Source organism: Alicyclobacillus sp. SP_1 (assembly GCF_024706985.1).
Classification (GTDB): domain Bacteria; phylum Bacillota; class Bacilli; order Alicyclobacillales; family Alicyclobacillaceae; genus Alicyclobacillus_I.
Genome location: NZ_JAMCCX010000013.1, coordinates 42,693 through 59,021 on the forward strand (window position 1 = coordinate 42,693; position 16,329 = coordinate 59,021).

Annotated in this window: 12 protein-coding genes and 1 pseudogene; 10 read left to right on the forward strand and 3 right to left on the reverse strand. The window is 52.9% G+C overall.

Features of this window, described 5'->3' with window-relative positions; all coding sequences use genetic code 11:
• The first annotated feature begins 18 nt into the window (after positions 1–18).
• Entirely contained in the window at positions 19–978 is a 960-nt protein-coding gene (locus tag M4I36_RS03085) for a sensor domain-containing diguanylate cyclase (RefSeq protein WP_258110196.1), read from the forward strand.
• 121 nt (positions 979–1,099) lie between these two features.
• Here M4I36_RS03085 and M4I36_RS03090 read toward each other — a convergent pair whose 3' ends face one another.
• Entirely contained in the window at positions 1,100–2,158 is a 1,059-nt protein-coding gene (locus tag M4I36_RS03090; RefSeq protein WP_258110197.1) for an ABC transporter substrate-binding protein, read from the reverse strand.
• 101 nt (positions 2,159–2,259) lie between these two features.
• Between M4I36_RS03090 and M4I36_RS03095 the strand changes: the two genes are divergently transcribed.
• From M4I36_RS03095 to M4I36_RS16780, 6 genes and pseudogenes are all read left to right on the forward strand, one after another.
• Positions 2,260–2,940: an HAD family hydrolase gene (locus tag M4I36_RS03095; RefSeq protein ID WP_258110198.1), complete on the forward strand. Its 681-nt coding sequence runs from the start codon at positions 2,260–2,262 to the stop codon at positions 2,938–2,940.
• A 29-nt stretch (positions 2,941–2,969) separates the two neighbouring features.
• Positions 2,970–4,454: a hypothetical protein gene (locus tag M4I36_RS03100; RefSeq protein WP_258110199.1), complete on the forward strand. Its 1,485-nt coding sequence runs from the start codon at positions 2,970–2,972 to the stop codon at positions 4,452–4,454.
• Between the two features lie 147 nt (positions 4,455–4,601).
• Positions 4,602–5,141, forward strand: coding sequence for an FMN-binding protein (locus M4I36_RS03105; RefSeq protein WP_258110200.1), 540 nt, complete (start codon positions 4,602–4,604; stop codon positions 5,139–5,141).
• A gap of 21 nt (positions 5,142–5,162) precedes the next feature.
• Positions 5,163–6,248 carry an FAD:protein FMN transferase gene (locus tag M4I36_RS03110; RefSeq protein ID WP_258110201.1) on the forward strand — a complete coding sequence of 362 codons (1,086 nt, stop codon included), beginning with the start codon at positions 5,163–5,165 and terminating at the stop codon, positions 6,246–6,248.
• On the forward strand, positions 6,193–7,041 hold the full coding sequence (locus M4I36_RS03115; RefSeq protein ID WP_258110203.1) for an RnfABCDGE type electron transport complex subunit D: 849 nt from the start codon (positions 6,193–6,195) through the stop codon (positions 7,039–7,041). Before M4I36_RS03110 ends, M4I36_RS03115 begins: the two co-directional genes overlap by 56 nt.
• 293 nt (positions 7,042–7,334) lie before the next feature.
• A pseudogene (locus M4I36_RS16780) lies at positions 7,335–8,837 on the forward strand (IS701 family transposase); the annotation flags it as partial.
• 131 nt (positions 8,838–8,968) lie between these two features.
• Here M4I36_RS16780 and M4I36_RS03125 read toward each other — a convergent pair.
• On the reverse strand, positions 8,969–10,606 hold the full coding sequence (locus M4I36_RS03125; protein WP_258110204.1) for an IS1634 family transposase: 1,638 nt from the start codon (positions 10,604–10,606) through the stop codon (positions 8,969–8,971).
• Between the two features lie 151 nt (positions 10,607–10,757).
• Here M4I36_RS03125 and M4I36_RS03130 point away from each other — a divergent pair, with 151 nt between their 5' ends.
• Positions 10,758–11,102 (forward strand): hypothetical protein, encoded by a 345-nt coding sequence (locus M4I36_RS03130; RefSeq protein WP_258110205.1) that lies wholly within the window; start codon positions 10,758–10,760, stop codon positions 11,100–11,102.
• A gap of 187 nt (positions 11,103–11,289) precedes the next feature.
• On the opposite strand, the gene M4I36_RS03135 is transcribed toward M4I36_RS03130, so the two are convergent.
• Entirely contained in the window at positions 11,290–13,959 is a 2,670-nt protein-coding gene (locus M4I36_RS03135) for an O-antigen ligase family protein (protein ID WP_258110206.1), read from the reverse strand.
• Positions 13,960–14,228: 269 nt separating this feature from the next.
• Here M4I36_RS03135 and M4I36_RS03140 point away from each other — a divergent pair, with 269 nt between their 5' ends.
• On the forward strand, positions 14,229–14,825 hold the full coding sequence (locus M4I36_RS03140; protein ID WP_258110207.1) for a tetratricopeptide repeat protein: 597 nt from the start codon (positions 14,229–14,231) through the stop codon (positions 14,823–14,825).
• A gap of 655 nt (positions 14,826–15,480) precedes the next feature.
• Positions 15,481–16,290, forward strand: coding sequence for a hypothetical protein (locus M4I36_RS03145; protein WP_258110208.1), 810 nt, complete (start codon positions 15,481–15,483; stop codon positions 16,288–16,290).
• Positions 16,291–16,329: the final 39 nt, after the last annotated feature.

The window sequence follows — 16,329 nt, forward strand, 5'->3', positions numbered from 1 at the left end:
ATAAGTTGAGGTGACACGGTGGGATTTCAGAAGTCGATTGGGCTGAATGAACTCTATTGGTGGCGGATGCACGACCACAAGCATTTGGCAGATGTGATGGAGTTGGCCAAGAGGCTCATTCCTCACGCCGAGCTCATTTTCATCGCAAGCATTGATGATGACTGGTTTCGAATGTGGCAAGTCAGTGATGAAAACAGTCCCTTGGCGGTTGCTCGTTCTGGCATTCCAGCCGAAGAGAGTTACTGCAAGTACCTCTATGACCGTCCCGGATTGGATATTCTGAGCCTGCCAGACTCCGCGAAACATCCTTATTTCAGCGCCTTGCCCGCAACGCAGAAAGGTGCGGTTCGCTCGTATGTCGGGGCTCCGCTATCGCTCATGGATGGGGCAGTGAGTGGAACCATCTGCGCAGTCCACTCGCAGCCGGGACAATTTGGTGTTGAGACGGAGTCGGCGTTGAAGAGCTTTGCTGGCCTTCTATCGCGTTTTCTTCAAATGGAAGAGTTGGCTATCCGCGATGAGACGTCCGCTTGTTACAACCGCAATTTTCTCCACATACTGCTCGAGCACTGGTCGGATGACCGCGAATACACGCTCATTCTCTACGACATTGATGACTTCAAGTCGGTCAATGACGACTTTGGACACGAAGCGGGGGATGAAGCCATTGCCTGGATTGGGCATACGCTGACAGACGAATACGCTGGACAGTTAGTGTTGCGGCTCGGCGGAGATGAGTTCTGTGTGCTGACCGACGAGGCTGATGAAGTGGCGATTCGCACCTCCGTCGCTCGCGTAGCATCGCAGTTGGCCAGGTTTCCGCGCCGACCGCTGCAATTTTCCGTAGGAGTTGCGGGGGGTCCCTTGCGCCAATTCGGCAAGTGGATGCGCATGGCGGATGCCGCAATGTACCGAGTTAAGTCCAAGGGCAAAAATGACCTCGAGATTGTGCCAAGAGAAGCCCCAGAAATCCCCTGACGGGTCGAGACCTGGGGCACGCAACGCTAGCTTTCAAGGATCTTCGTGAATCCAAGATACCCCATCGTATGGACCGCCCCCCGGCAGGAGTTGCTAACTGCCGAGAAACCGCTGTGAGTGGCTACTTAGCGAGACTCCAGTACTGCATGTCCACATTGCCGTCCGGACCATCATAATTCTTGGCCACGCCATGAACATTGGCCGAGTTGACGATGAGCGTGGCCGCATTGTTGTTCCATAGCACGGGCAAATGTTCTGCGGTGAAATTTTCGTATCTCCAGAAAGCGTGCAAGTTGGCAGTATCACTCGTGTAGGGCTGGTGCGTAGCCGCGATGAGTTTATCTTCCTCCGAGTTGCTGTATCCAAAGCCGGAAGGTGCACCCGTCCCGAACAATTCGCCTCCGGTTGGGTAGTATCCTGGACCGTTGTAGTCCCACCCGAGTCCCGTCGCCATTTGCCAGGAGTTCGGCTGTTTCGGATTGCTCGTAATGGTGATAAACGTGCTGATGGGCATCGGTTTCAACGTCACGGATATGCCTTCGGCGGCCCAGTCTTGTTTCATCAGTTCCGCCTCGTCTTGTCCCGCCTGCACGCCACTGACGTAGAGCATGACGAATTTCATTTTTTCCGATCCTTTGACGAGAATGCCATTCTGCATCTTCCATCCGTGAGATTCCATGAGCGCCAAGCCTTTCGACGGATTGTAAGGATAGATAGGCTTGGACAACTCAGGGTCGAGAAATTGTGTGGCGGGCACGGTCGGGATGGGACCATAAGTTGGTGGTGCATATCCGTGGTAGATGTCTTTGTTGATAGCGTCTTCATCGATTCCCATTTGCATTGCTTGGCGGACATACAAGTGGTCGAATATTTTTGCGGTTTTGGCCCCAGGAAACATGTTCAACTGCGTATCCGAATACCCAAAGGCATATTCGGGCGTGATGGTGTCTCCCATAGACGTCAACTCGCTTCTCGCAGTGTATTGGCTCAAGTCAAGGTAGCCCACATTGATAGCCCCTGTCTTTAGCCCGGCAAACTCCGACGCGTTGGACGACTCATAGTCAAACACGATTTTTTTCAAAGTGCTTTTATGACCGTCGTAATTCTTGTTGGGCACAAGCGTCCAAGATTGATACGGTACAGCTTTTACCAGTCGGAACGGTCCGTCCACAATTTTCACAAAAGACGGATTCGAGGCTTCCGTCCCAAGGTATTTGATTTCATTGTCGATGTTTTTGTGGTAAGAGTGGATTGGCAGCCAGTGAAAGGAGAACTTTCTGCATGTTTAAAGCACTTGTCTTTGATTTTGATGGTACGATTCTCGATACGGAGACCGCTTGGTACACAGCTTTTCGTGAAGTTTACGCCAAGTATGGAGTAGAGTTGACACTCGAACAATATGCCGAGTGTATCGGCACAGATTGGCGGGTGTTTCATCCGTACGAGTATTTGGTGAATAAGTTACAGTCGGCGATAAATCTCGAGGAACTCCGGCAGAGCGTTGCGGCGCGCCACGCAGAACTCATGAACCATGTGGAAATTCGCGCCGGCGTGGTGCCGCTTCTCTGTGAGGCGAAGAAAAGAGGACTAAAACTTGGAGTCGCCTCTAGTTCAAATCGTGCATGGGTTGAAAAGCACCTAAAGCAGGCCGGCTTGTTGCAAGAGTTTGAGTGCATTCGGACATCCGAAGACGTCGCTCGCGTCAAACCGAGTCCGGAACTCTACGAGAAGACTGTGGCGTGTTTGCAGGTGTCTGCACACGAGGCGATGGCCATCGAGGACTCTCCGAATGGAGCCCAAGCGGCGATTGCCGCTGGTCTGCGTTGTGTCGTGGCACCGAATGAGGTGACCCGTTCTCTTACTTTTCCACCTGCTCTGATTCGCCTTCGCTCTCTCTCGGACCTACCGGCGTCGGCGTTGCTCGATGATTCCTTGCTTGCCGGGCGGTCTGATTTGTTGTAGCTTAGTGAAGTCGGGGAGGGCATGCGGCGATGGAGTGGACAATAGCGAAAACGTGGTCCAAGTTTGTGTACCCGTTTATTTTCCCGGCGAATCCAGCAGAAAGCTGTCAAGCGCAGTACAACAAATTGATTGAATATTTGGTTCGAAATCAAGGAGAGCATCAGCCATGGGTGGAGAAAGCGTTTGAGGCGCATGAACTGGACAACATGCTCCCCTACGTCAAGCAGTACTTGCGGTTACCAAGCAATCATAGCCGCTTTGTTTTGGATGCCCGCGTGGTAGCTCCAGACGATGTCTTTTTCTTTGAAGCTGATTGCGAATCCGAGACAGAGACCATCCGTTTTTCTATGTCGAGCATAGAACTGTATCTGTTCTTTAATGGCGTCGGATTTGTCTCGATTGAAGTCCGCCCACCATCGTCCTCCGTTTTGTCGGACGGCTCGCCCCACGCTGCGGCTGTGACTTCGAGCGTATCCCCGGCAGAGTGGACCGTGGAAGACATCGAACGACTCAATTCGAGAGTCGCCTCGCTGTCGCGGGGGGAGATTTTCGTGGGGCCCCGAGGTCGTCGGCAGACGGTTGGGGAGATGTTGAAAGAAATTCTCAGCCCCCTCCAGAATTGCACCAGCTGTCCGACGTATATTCCTATGGTAGACCGGTTTCTTCCAGTCTACGGGGCGATTCTTCTACGTGCAAAAGACCAGAACGTGCCGGAACGGGATTCCATGGAGGCGATGGACGAAGAGTTTTTTCAGTTTGCCCAAAGTCATTTGACGATTCTGCGGAAAACGTTCACTCCGAACAACATCAGCCACTTTTCGCAGATTCACCTCAATGACATGGAGCATCATTACATGCCGTATCACAACGTCATTCACACCCAGTCTTTAGATGGCGGCTTTGTCTTGGCGTATGACAACGGCTTGCGTCACTTTTCCGGTGAACATCCACCGTCCATGGACTCGTTTCGGACCAATTATTTTTACATGATGCTCATCCCGTATCATCAGCGAACGAGTATTTTGCGCTATGCCATGGAGGCTGCAGACGCTGCCTTGGCCGAGACGCGCGGTGCCATGTTGCGCCAACTGCGGGAAGAGATTTACGACTTCACGTCCCGCTGCTACTTCAGCCAAGCATCGGTCAGCGAGGAGCGCGACAGACTCTACCGCCGCTGGCAGAGCGCCTTCAATATCACCCAGATGTACAATGAGTTAAAAGAAGAAGTCCATGACATCGACAACTATTTGGCTGACGTCGAGCGTGCGCGCGAGCGCGAATTGCGAAACGCCTCCCTTGCTCGCGACAATCGAAATATGGCCCTGTTCAGTTTCATCACGTTGGTCTTTTTGCCCATCAGTCTGGTGCTCCAATTTGCCGAAGCATCCCCGGAACTGCGCGCTTGGATGCGCCCGGAAGGCGGGTTCGATCCGCTGATTCTCGCTCTGGTCCTCCTCGCTCTCTTCGGCGCGGCTATCTTCTACCTCATTGCCCGCTTTGTGCGTCGGCGATGAGGCGTGGGTTCCCACCCGATATTCGGTGCCTCGGGAATCCACTCTCGTCTCCACCACTTTGCCACAATGTCTACATGAAACATTGACGTCTCAGGCTCCACTCATCAGTACAATCTCTCTAGTTCCACGCGAGAGAGGAGACTGACGGTGTCTGCGAAACGCAATCAACACTGGGTGGCACTCTGCAGTGTTGCCATCGGAATGATCTATGCGGCCGGATATGCGGTCACCCGGCCGGAAGTCTCTGCACAGGCAGCCTCATCCAACAACCCATTGGCGCCACAGACCCATTCTGCGGCCGCGAATGCCGTTGCAAAGAACAGCACGCTCCACCAGACAAAGCCATCCACTTCCTCGAAACCATCCGGTTTCACGTCCGCACCACAAACGGCAAAATCATCAACCACAGCCCAGCAAAAATATAAAGATGGGACGTTCCATGGATATGGTACGAATGCCTTCGGCACCGTGGCGGTTCAGTTGACCATCGTGCGCGGCAAAATTACTTCTGTTCAAATCACACAGTGCTCTACGCATTATCCACAATCGTTTATCGATCCGGTCTTGCCAAACGAAGTCCTCTCTCTCCAAAGTTATCAAATCGACGCGGTGTCCGGCGCGACCGAAAGTTCGATGGACTTTGCTATGGCCGTTTACCAAGCTTTGCAAGCTGCGACGGTCGCCTAACGGGAAGAGAGGAAGACGAGGATGCAAAGGACGATGGTGCAGTCGGAGTTGGCGATGGGGACGATGGTCACCCTGACAGTGGTCACGGACGCATCGTCGCGTGCGACGAAGGAGCGCATGCTCAGTGCCTGGCAGGCCATCCGAGATGTGGAGCGCGCGTGCAGTCGATTTGATGCAAAAAGTGAGCTCTCTCAACTGACGCATCGCGTGGGAGACTCTGTGCGCGTTTCCCCCCTGCTGTTTAGTGCGCTCCACTTCGCTTTGGAGATGGCCATGGCCACGGATGGCGTGTTCGATCCGACCGTGGGCCAGACCTTAGAGCAACTAGGCTTCACTACGCATTATCTGACGGGTCAAGACGTGCGCCTCGAGCGAGATTCACACGGCGAAAGTCTCGGAGAGAATGCGTGTCAACCCTCGGGGCTCGCGGGTTCCATGGATGAAGGCCGGCCATTCGGCGGGATGTGCGCTTCCATCGACGCATCCGACGCATCGGTGGATTGTGCGACCTATCGAGATGTGGAGTTGGACCATGAAGCGCAATCGGTGCGGCTCCACAAGCCGCTGCTGCTCGACCTCGGGGCAGTGGCGAAAGGGCTCGCGGTGGATTTGGCCTTGCGCGAGTTGAGGTCGCTTCCGGGCGTTCTCGTCAATGCGGGCGGGGACATCGCTGCGTTGGGGCAAAATGCCTGTGGAAAACCGTGGCGGGTAGGCGTGCGAAATCCCTTTGACCCCGCGGGCGGACCCCTGTTCACGGTGCAGCTACACGACGAGTCCATGTGCACCTCGGGCACGTACGAACGGCGTAGCCCCGTCCATCCCAGAGGGCATCATCTGGTTCACGGGCATCGACGAGAATGTTGCTCGGAAGTGGTGAGCAGTACCGTGCTCAGTCCGTACTGCATGATGTCGGATGCGTTTTCCACGGCGGCCTTGCTGCTCGGTATGGCCGACGGAACGCGCTTGCTTGGGGAACAGGGTATACCGGGCATTCTCGTCAGTGAGACAGGAACTCTTCAATGGACTGAGGCAATGAAGGAGAGAATCGAACATGGGCGTGCAGTTTCGGCAGCGGATCGACAAAAGAACGACTACCAGACCCCTTAAATTTTCCTATCTGAAGACGCCAAAGAGATATGTCTTTGCTGTATTGTCTGTCTTGACTTTGCTCGCCATGCTGCATCGTCAAGACGCTGGTGGACTGCGCAATGTGTTGATAGGTATGGGCACCGCTGTGGTGGTGGACGGCACGGTCGCCATACTCCAGCGGAGAAAGAAGTGGTTCTCGGACGGCGGTCTTGTCACAGGGTTGCTCGTGGCCGATATTCTCAACTCGAACACGGCGTGGTACGAGGTTGTGGTCATCACTGCACTGGCGCTCACCTCGAAACATGTCCTGAAAGTGGGTCGTAAGCCGATTTTCAATCCGGCGGCTGTTGGATTGTTATTTGCATTAATGCTTTTTCATAGCGGTCAGAGTTGGTGGGGAAGTTTGTCCATGCTTCCTTGGTGGTGCGCTATCTTTCTTCTAGTTGGGGGGCTGTTAGTGGCTCAGCGTGTAAAGAAGGTGCCGCAGACACTCGCATTCCTAGGTACCTACTTCACGCTGTTGCTTCTCTTTGCAATGCTGCACATTGGCTTGCCGTCCGATTCACCCGGCGATGCACTGCGCGCTCCGTTTGTGAATTCGGCGCTCTACCTCGCGTTTTTTATGTTGACCGATCCGCCGACGTCTCCCCCCACTCTTCGCCACCAGGTGTTCTTTGGTTTCTTTGCGGCCGCGGTGGGTGTTACTTTCTTCGCTGTCCACGGGGGACTTTCGTACCTGCTCATTGGACTGCTGGCCGCCAATGTTTGGAAAGCGTGGGTGAGTAGGAGGCCGAAGAGTCCAACCCGTTGACGAATGAAGGTCTCTTTCCCGGGCAGAATGGGGCAAGGTTGGCTGGTTGAGTGGACGTGGCTGTAGGACACACATCCGGATTTCGGGCGTCCGTGAAAGGTGCCAAGGTTGGCTAGTTGAGAAGACTCGTCCAGCCGAACCTAGGCATCCTTGCGGGTGAAGTAACGAAATCTCTGGTCTCGACTAACACTACAACGTAGTATAAAATAACGCTGGACGTGGACGAAAAGTCGTGGTACAGTGAAGGTGGGATTCGGTTGTTGGGCACTTTTGGGAGATAGGATGAGCATCGAATGGACGTCTTATGGACTGACCAGTCTTTTGTCGGCACCTTAAGCGACTTCCAACCTCTTTCTTTTGTCTTGGTGAATGGCACCAAAGATGAAGGGGTTTGGGATCATATGGTTCGCACGTGGCATTATCTTGGCTACGACAGGATGATTGGTCAAAGGCTAAAATATTTGGTGTATTCTCGAAACGTTCCTATTGCTGCTATCAGCTTTAACCGGGCCGCATTTCGTGTAGGTGTGCGGGATGCTTGGTTAGAATGGCAGGAAGAAGGTAGGAAAGAACTCCTTCCCCATGTGGTCAATAACAACCGATTTCTCATTTTGCCATGGGTTCGCATCAAGAACCTGGCTTCTCATATTTTGGCGAAGTCCCTTCGAATGCTCAAGAACGATTGGACCAGACTGTACGATGTAGAGCCATATGCGGTTGAGACCTTCGTAGATTTCAATCGTTATCAGGGGATTTGCTATACAGCTGCCAACTGGAGCTATCTCGGCGAGACCCGCGGATTTGGTAAGGTTGGAAAAGTCTTTGTGTACCATGGAAACCGCAAGGGCGTATTTCTTTACATATTGAACCGTAAGCTGCTACGGATGATTTCCCGACTCCCAAAACCAGAGCGACCGAATCCCAATTTGGTTCGTGTGAGGTCATGGGATATGATGCTTAGCGCACCGGACTGGAGTCCAGAATTGTTTGACGAAATTGGATTGAATGAGCAATCCGTTGCCGAACTGGGGCCCGCTCTGGCTGATTACCTGAACACCTATTCGTCCTGTTATTCTCGTAGTGAACAGCAAGAAAACGGTGAAACGTATATCAAGGGATTGCTTTGCGATTTGGATCGCAAGAGTATCGAACCAATTGCCCTGCGGTATCGGGACGAAAAGGCAGTTCGTACGATGCAACTCTTTCTGAAAGATGCGCCGTGGGATGAACAGCAGATGAAACAGTGCTATCAGAACCGGGTTCGCATGCTGGCCAATGATCCAAATGGCATGATTACGGTAGACGGCTCCGATTTTGCAAAGAAGGGAAAAAACTCTGCCGGCGTTCACCGCCAGTATTGCGGAAGTAAAGGGAAGGTTGAAAACTGCCAGGCGGGCGTATTCATTGGTTACGCCGGAGCGAGTGGTTACGGATTGCTGGATTCCAAACTCTATCTTCCCCAAGTATGGTTCGACGAGGAGCACAAAGAACTCTGGCCGAAATGCGACATTCCCGAAACCACGGAATTTCGCACCAAACCACAGTTGGCGCTCGAGATGATTCAGGAAGTCGTCAGAGAGCACGATTTTCGGTTCAAATGGGTCGGCTGCGACGGCGCATTTGGTTGTGACGCAGAATTCCGCAAGGGTCTACCTGAATCTTTGTTATTCTTCGCGGATGTCCATAGTACTCAACGTGTCTTCCGGGAACGCCCCAATTGGATACTGCCAGAACGAAAGGGGCGTGGCCGACGACCAACCAAGATGGTACCTTCTGTTCCAGCTGAGCCGGTGTCCGCAATCGCAGAGGACGAATCTGCACCGTGGGAAGAAATTGTGTTAATCGGAAGTTCACTGTTTAAAAACAGCCAGGATCGCAGTCCCAGCAAGGGTTTTGGTCCCTGTGGAACAAAGCGATTCTGGCTACTTTACAAAACCACACCCAGTGCATCCAAGATTTTTTGCTGGTACGCGTCCGGCTGTGTGACTTGTTCAAATGTTTTCCCCGCACATTCCACGGTGTTCCGCTGGAGCGATTTTAAACGCTCCATCACCAGCCGGAAACTACCGTATGTTTCTGCATCCTGTTCCTTCAATGTACGGAGACTCCTTACCATATGCCATTGCACGTAATACGCCAACATGCACAAGAATACATGCGCTCGAACCCGATCTTCCAGGCGATGAAACACCGGACGCAACTCCAATTGCAGACTCTTCATATTCCGAAATGCCTGCTCCACTTGTTGCAACCCTTTGTAGGTTTTCACCACTTCGTCCATGGACATCTCCTCGTGAGGAACATCCGTGCGGACGATGTAGATCCCATCCAGTCGTGATTCTTTCTCGATTCGTGCTTCGTCTCGTCTGTATTGGAATGTCCCGTCTGAGATTTCCAGGATGAAGTGTTTCGCCATTTTGTGCTTGTCAATGACCTTGCCAACCGCCAGTCCGATTTTATCGGCAGTAACCAACTTACCAGTCTCAACGCGAACGCGGATCTTTTCCAAGTTTCGCTCCGTGGCCAACAGGAGGTCTTGACGGTTACGACGTCGTTCCTCTGTCATCAGTGGATTGCGATTGAGCACCAACCGTTCTCCCTCGTAATCAGGATGCTCAATTTCAGCAACATCCCGCTCATCAAACAGCGACAACTGAAACGCGCCATCCTCATATAGATGTTGGATGTCCCTGGCCCGAAGTGCCGTAATCCAGTCGTAGCCCACATTCTTCAGGTCAATGATTCGAGTCTTGGTGATCATTCCTCGGTCGCCGACCAATACCACCCTGCGCAGCCCGTACTTCTCACGCAGGCGAGTCATCTGGTCTTCCAGGGTTTTTGCATCCGTACGATTCCCCGGAAAGACTTCGACAGCAACTGGGCATCCGTCTTTATTCGTCATCAGTCCATATGTGAATTGCTTCTTACTGCGCTTCTTGTCCCTGCTGTATCCAAAGGCCGCGAGGGGACAGTGTGTACCTTCCAGGTAAGACGACGATAAATCATACAGAACCAACGCGCCTTCTTCCAGATGTTTCTTCGCCAGCTTTTTCTCAAGGATTGATTGGCGAGCAAACAGTGTATCCATGGCTTCATACAAGGCATTGGGAGATATAGATTCCGGCAGTGATAGCAGGGAGCCAAGGGTCGTCTGTTGCCAATACGCGGCAGTAAATCGTTTTGAACCTGGTTCAACCAAACGGGCTGTCATCATCCCAAGTACGATGGAACGCCACAACGCATCACCGCCAAGCATTTTATCTAAACCAATCTTACGGATCACGGAAAGTATCGCACACACAGCGCCGTGAGACTTAGACGATGTAATTTTCAACACGTCCGTAGCGGAGATGAAGGCTTCCCCTTTCAGTGCCCGTCGAATGATGTCAACAACATCCTCAGGAAGAGCAGACAAATTGGCCAAAGTCCGGTGCTTCACCTTACCGTCTTCGCGGTAGGTTTGGCGCAGGAGGGTGGAGGAGTAGGTCTTGCCTTTATAGGTTCGATTGGTTATGGCTACGTGCATTGCTTTTGAGTGAGTTTTCATAGCATTCATATTCGACATTCATAACAAAAGTCCTTCTCTACAAATAATATTTTAGTGGCTACAAAATATGGTAGAAAACACCCTTGATGCCCTGTCATTCAAGGCATCAAGGGCTCAACGCTCAGTGAACTTCCGGTTAATGGACGGTTCCAAGGGGCCCGTGCACACCATGGTGAAGAATTGCCGTGTCGTGGAACAGCAGGGTGACCGCGATGGAGACGAAGTGTGGCTTTACATCCGCAAATATGAAGATGGCCGGATCAAATATGCGGTGAGCAACGCGCCGGGGAGCGCTGACATCCAAGACCTTCATCATGCAGCCACTTTGCGTTGGCCCATCGAGCAAAGTTTTCAAGAGTGTAAGAGTTTCCTGGGTATGGCCGACTATGAAACCCGCTCTTACATAGGATGGCGTCGGCACATGCTACTCGTGATGGTCTCGCACCTGTTCGTTTTGGAAGTTCGACTTCGATTTCAAAAAAAAACGAACGCGGAGATCGTACTGCCGTCCTAACAATGCCCCAAGCACTCATTTTGATCAAAGCCGCAATGCCACCACAACCTTACACTATCCAAAGAGCCGTGCGGAACGTCGCATACTACCAAAAATCCAATGCCAAGGCTTATCGTTCACACAAGAAACGACGCCTGAAAAATGCTGCTTAAGCTAATTGCTTTCAAGACCAAACTACGTTGTAGTGCTAAGTTAGGTTCTGCAAGTTGAGCAACAGCTGGTAGCTGCTACCCACTGATGGATGCGAGGACACGTACTGTCGAACGTTTGCGGCAGACAGTGCTGACAATCCTCCATCCTTGGCGATGAGAGTCAGCATCTTCGCGACTTGCGCTGTGTGGGCGTTCGGATTGTTCAGCACGGTGCCCGCAAACTGTTCTGCCTTGGCGTTGTGGCCGAGCGCGAGTTCTGCGGTCGCGACGGAATCGTAGCAAAAGGCTTGCAGCTTATATGGGCCGATGGGCGGCAAGTAGGATGGCAAGCTATGCACCACTTTCAACCGCTGTTGATAGTCCGCGTATAGGCGGAGTACACGCTTGAACTTGCTCACCGCCGTGGCGGAGTTGGTCTTTGCCGTCTGCATTCCGTCAATGACGGCTGCATTGATGGCGAGGCTCAAATTTGTTGGGAAGTAAGGTGCATTGTGATAAGCCTCGAGGGCCGTCACGTAAGCGAGATGATACCGGCTGGCATCAAACGCAATGGTGGCCATTTGCGCTTCTAGAGTGGCGTTGTATGGGTCGAGCGCGATGGCTTGCTGCAAGAGGTGCACGCCTTGGTCAAAGTGTTCTTTTGCGTTACCGCTCGGGCTGTCGAGTACGGTGTTGGCTTCGTCCACCAAATAATTCGGATTGTACGGCACCACTTGGTGCGCCTCTTTGAACAAGGCTAGTCGAGTAGAGAACGACGAGGTCGCATTGGCGGCAGCAACGATACGCTCGCCGCGAACGGCATTCGCATCGAAGTAGAGCGCAGCTAGGGACGTCACCACGGTTGCCGCAAGGACTACGCGCGTCAGCACCGACGGGCGCAGGAAAGGTGCGTGGACGACAGCGGGATCGACCCGCTCGATTTTACGCGGACGGTCGACGGTGGTTGCGTCGAGGGGTTCGCGAGCATTGCCTACAGCCGGAGTGTCTGTGTCCTCGGATATGCTGGCGGCGGCTTTTGCCTGAGCCGATTGCCAGAGGGCCTCTTTGCGCAGCGCAAAGCCGCTGCCCATACCCACGAAAAAGAGGATGAGCAGAGCTAAAAAGGCAAAGTCCCAGTCCATCAGAGAGTGCGCAAACAGCATCAGGCCAAAAGCGGCCACGCTTCGCAAAGTGGCGTAGCGCGGGTTTGGCGTGAGAATCGACTTCCATGGCCACACCACGCTGCGAACCATGGGCCAAACCATGAGAAGCAAGGCGATGGTACCGAGGATGCCGATGTCCATCAACGTATCCACCAAGAATGAGTGAACTTGAGTACTGTAGTAAGGATACGATTCGATTTTCTTAAACATGGCAGCCCAAGCGCCAAATCCGTTCCCGGTGACGGGGTTGCGGGCCACAATTCGAAGGCCGTCGAGCCAGAAGATGAAGCGCTGAATGACCGACATTTGGTGAATGTGGTAGCTGTGTAACTTGGCGAGCAGGCTGTGCGATTTGGCGAGAGCAGCGAGCAAGAACAGTATGGCATAGACGATGAGGAGGGTAGGAAACGTGCGCCGTGCGCCGAAGAAAACGGGAGCGACGCTACCAAACGATAGAGACAGTGCCAAGACGGCCACTGTAGGGATTAGAAATCCGAGAGCAAAACCAGCCCAGCCGGTGGTTGCGGAATGATTGACGATGGCGAGATGCAACAATAAATAGGAAAAGGCAGCGCCAATTGCAGCCGCCCCGAAGTAGAGTAGAAAGCGACTACGCGAAGCATAGGGGCTGTTCCACGAGGCAGGCTGGCTATGCTCCCCGGAGGACGTTTCTACCGCACCCGGCACCGACTCGTGACCCGTTGGGACGTGTCCGCGCAGCCCAATCATCACGAGCACGAGGACGACCACCCAAAAAAGCAATGCCCCGCGAGATCCCGATAAAAACAACCCAGCCATGTTCAACCCTGCTACGCCCGTGAGCAGCGCGCGCAACACAGGCCAGCGGGGGTAGAGGCTGACGAATACTAGCATGCCGATGGTGATGGCAGCGGCGTAAGCGGCATAGGCGTTGTGATATTGGAACACGGAAGAGACTTGGATGTGCGGTGAGGTTACGATGGCACTTGGGAAGGTCAGCTGCCCCCAGCCATTGGCCACGCCGATGGCGGTCATGTACAGCGACGAGGCAGCGAGGCCTAAGACGACCCAGAAAAGACCGTCCGAGCTTGTGCCGTAAAGGCGGACGATCCCGAACGGGAAGAGCAGGGCGACGGTGTTGAGCGCTCCTTCCACGGCAAGCGGTAAACTCGCCGCATAAAACAGGGACAAGGCGTACAAGATGACATAAACGGAAAACGCTGCATCAAACCATGTGAATTCGGCCAGCAGACGAGATGGGATGGAGGAAACGTCTCCTCCAGCGGTCGGCATGCCTCGGTCCATCTCATCGGCCTCAGACGCATCGGCCGTGGACGCGGCGGTAGGTGCTGCAAAAGAGGCCACAGGTGTCTGCGTAGTCCTGTCCGCCGAGCGCGCCGTGAATACGGTGATGGCGCGGACAATCGCGTAAAAAGCAAGGAGTGACAGTAAGATGAGGTCGGCAATCGTTTGTCCGTGTGGGAAGAAGACTCCGTTGTTATAAAACGGCAACCAACTGATGAGCCCGGCAAAGAGAATCCAGGCGATGTTGGTCCACAGACGTGAAGTGGATGTACGTGTCAAGTGACAACTCCTCCAAATGAATAATCAATCCATCGTGTATCCGTTCGTGGTTCGCGTCTTGCGTATTTACTCGGCGAATGGATTCATGGCTTCTCTTGGGAGCCAACTCCGAACATTAGTATTCTAGCATGGCCACGCTCGGGGAGCATCGAAATTTGCTGTAATTTGTCTACCGCATGCCATGAATTGGATTGTCAAGGGACGACTTGTCCTGTATAGTGGACATGCGTTTGGGGTGGGGGTAACGAACTCAGGATGAGGTGATGAATGTGAAGCAAGGACTTCTGATTGCAGCAGTTGCCGCGAGTATGTTGTTGGCGACCGGGTGCGGTTCCGCCAATCATGCCACCTCGACGGGAAATAGCAGTGCGAATACGTCGAACACAGCGTCGACCCAATCGACCAAGACGACGACACCAGACCATACCGTTATGGTTGGGGCCAGCGGGTATTCTGGTCTTGGCAACTTGGACAAATTCGAGAAACAGGCGAAGGCACACTCAACAGACTACAAAGCCCAGTTGGATGCCGGAGTGAGTGCATTTGACAATGGCAAATTGACACTCGCGATTCACTATTACGAAAAAGCGGCGAAGCTCAAGCCATCCGCGGCTACGCCAGTCAACAATATTGGGAATGTTTATTACCGGGCCATGAAGTTGCCGGCGAAAGCACTTCCCTACTATCAAAAAGCCGTCAAAATCAATCCTAAAGAAGGCGTAGCGTGGCTGAATCTGGTTGACGTAGAAGGGACACTGGGACACAACAGTGCCGCCAAATCATATGCGGTCGAAGCACTGAAAGTCGTGCCGAAGTCGAATGCATACTATTCGTCGCTGCAAACAGCCCTAAAGAAGATGAAATGAACTCCAGAAATCGAAAGGAGGCCTCACCTTAGGGTGAGGCCTCCTTTGCAACGTTCCGACGGAGAGTCTGTCCAAGAGCATTGGCCAATTCATCGGAAAGCCCCGCTGAGACTAGCAATAAAAAATAGATACGCATGAAAATGATATAGGGTGTAATTTGGCGAAATTCGATGTAATCACGAGATAACTATTCATTTGTACCGGATTTTTAGCCAAAATGAACATTGATGTCCATTCAATGGCAAAGTACACTGTGCTTGGGTGTTCGATAATGAGAATGAAAGTTGTCTCTAGCGAACATCTCGGGTTCTAAAGATATAGCGCTCACTCATGTAGCATTCGTCCGGCAAGAGGTTAAGGGACCCCATACAAATAGACACCGGACAACCACATACTCTAAGGCGCACCGCAGAACCTGCATTGCTTCAATCGAGGTGTTCTTCATTGAGAAGACCACCAGACATCACAAAGAGATAGAGAGAACAGATAGAATAAGACGCGCAACGAACAATGTAAGTTTCCGGACGATTTTTTTCGGGCGCCCCTGTGACCCGGTCGATCCGGCAGTCTACGTGTGCCCCGACTGTTCATTATAACGAAACACATTCGCTTAAGAAAATTTGGCGGAATTCTGCAACCGAAACGGGTGGTAGGTATGAGTAGGAATTCCAGCGGCTGGCGCCCGGTTGAGGGCGGGATTACGCGTAAGCTTCGCCGCGAATGGTCGAATCGGCAGAGTCGTCGTCGAATGATGCGAATTGTGGCCAGTTCGTCCGCAGTGGCTGCGGGTCTCATGCTCGGTAGCCTGGCGGGGATTCCACAGGTGCGCACATCCTTTGCCCTCATGACCGGCGTTTCATCGGTACAGACCAGCAATTTCGAAGTCTTCACGTCTCAGGATTGGTTTGAAACTCAGTTTAACGAAATCTCGTTTTTTGAACGTTTGTCGAATTCGAATGTGCAAAACGGTGGGATGATGCGTATCACCTCCCCAGCCGCGAGTGATGTCAAAGAAGCAGAGGTTGTTACGCCCAGTGTTACTCATGAAGCCGCGACTGAGCTCGAGACCAGACTGACTGCCGCGTTGAAGAAGATTGGCACGATTCAACAAGCGATTGATTCCGACGAAGCGGCTTTGCATCCAGAGCCCGTTTGGCTGACCACGGAGCAGAATCGCCTGAACAAGATGAGAGATTCTATCGAGTCTGAGCTTGAGGCATTGCAAAAGTCTCAAACAAGCGGAGTGAGGTCTGACAAAGTAGCCGAGCCAACCACTGAAGCGACGGTCGGCTCGTCACCAAGCTCGAACGATGCGACCCATGAAAATTCAAGCGCTAACTCGGGCAATTCGTTGCCATCGCAGACCGCTGATTCAACCAACGGTAAGATTTCTCAAACGACGACAGGAGTGACCTACGGGGTGCCCAAAGGAACCTACGTTGGCACTGCTACAAATAGCAAGTGAAAAAACGCGCCAATGCAGCAATGCACCAAGGTAGAGGAG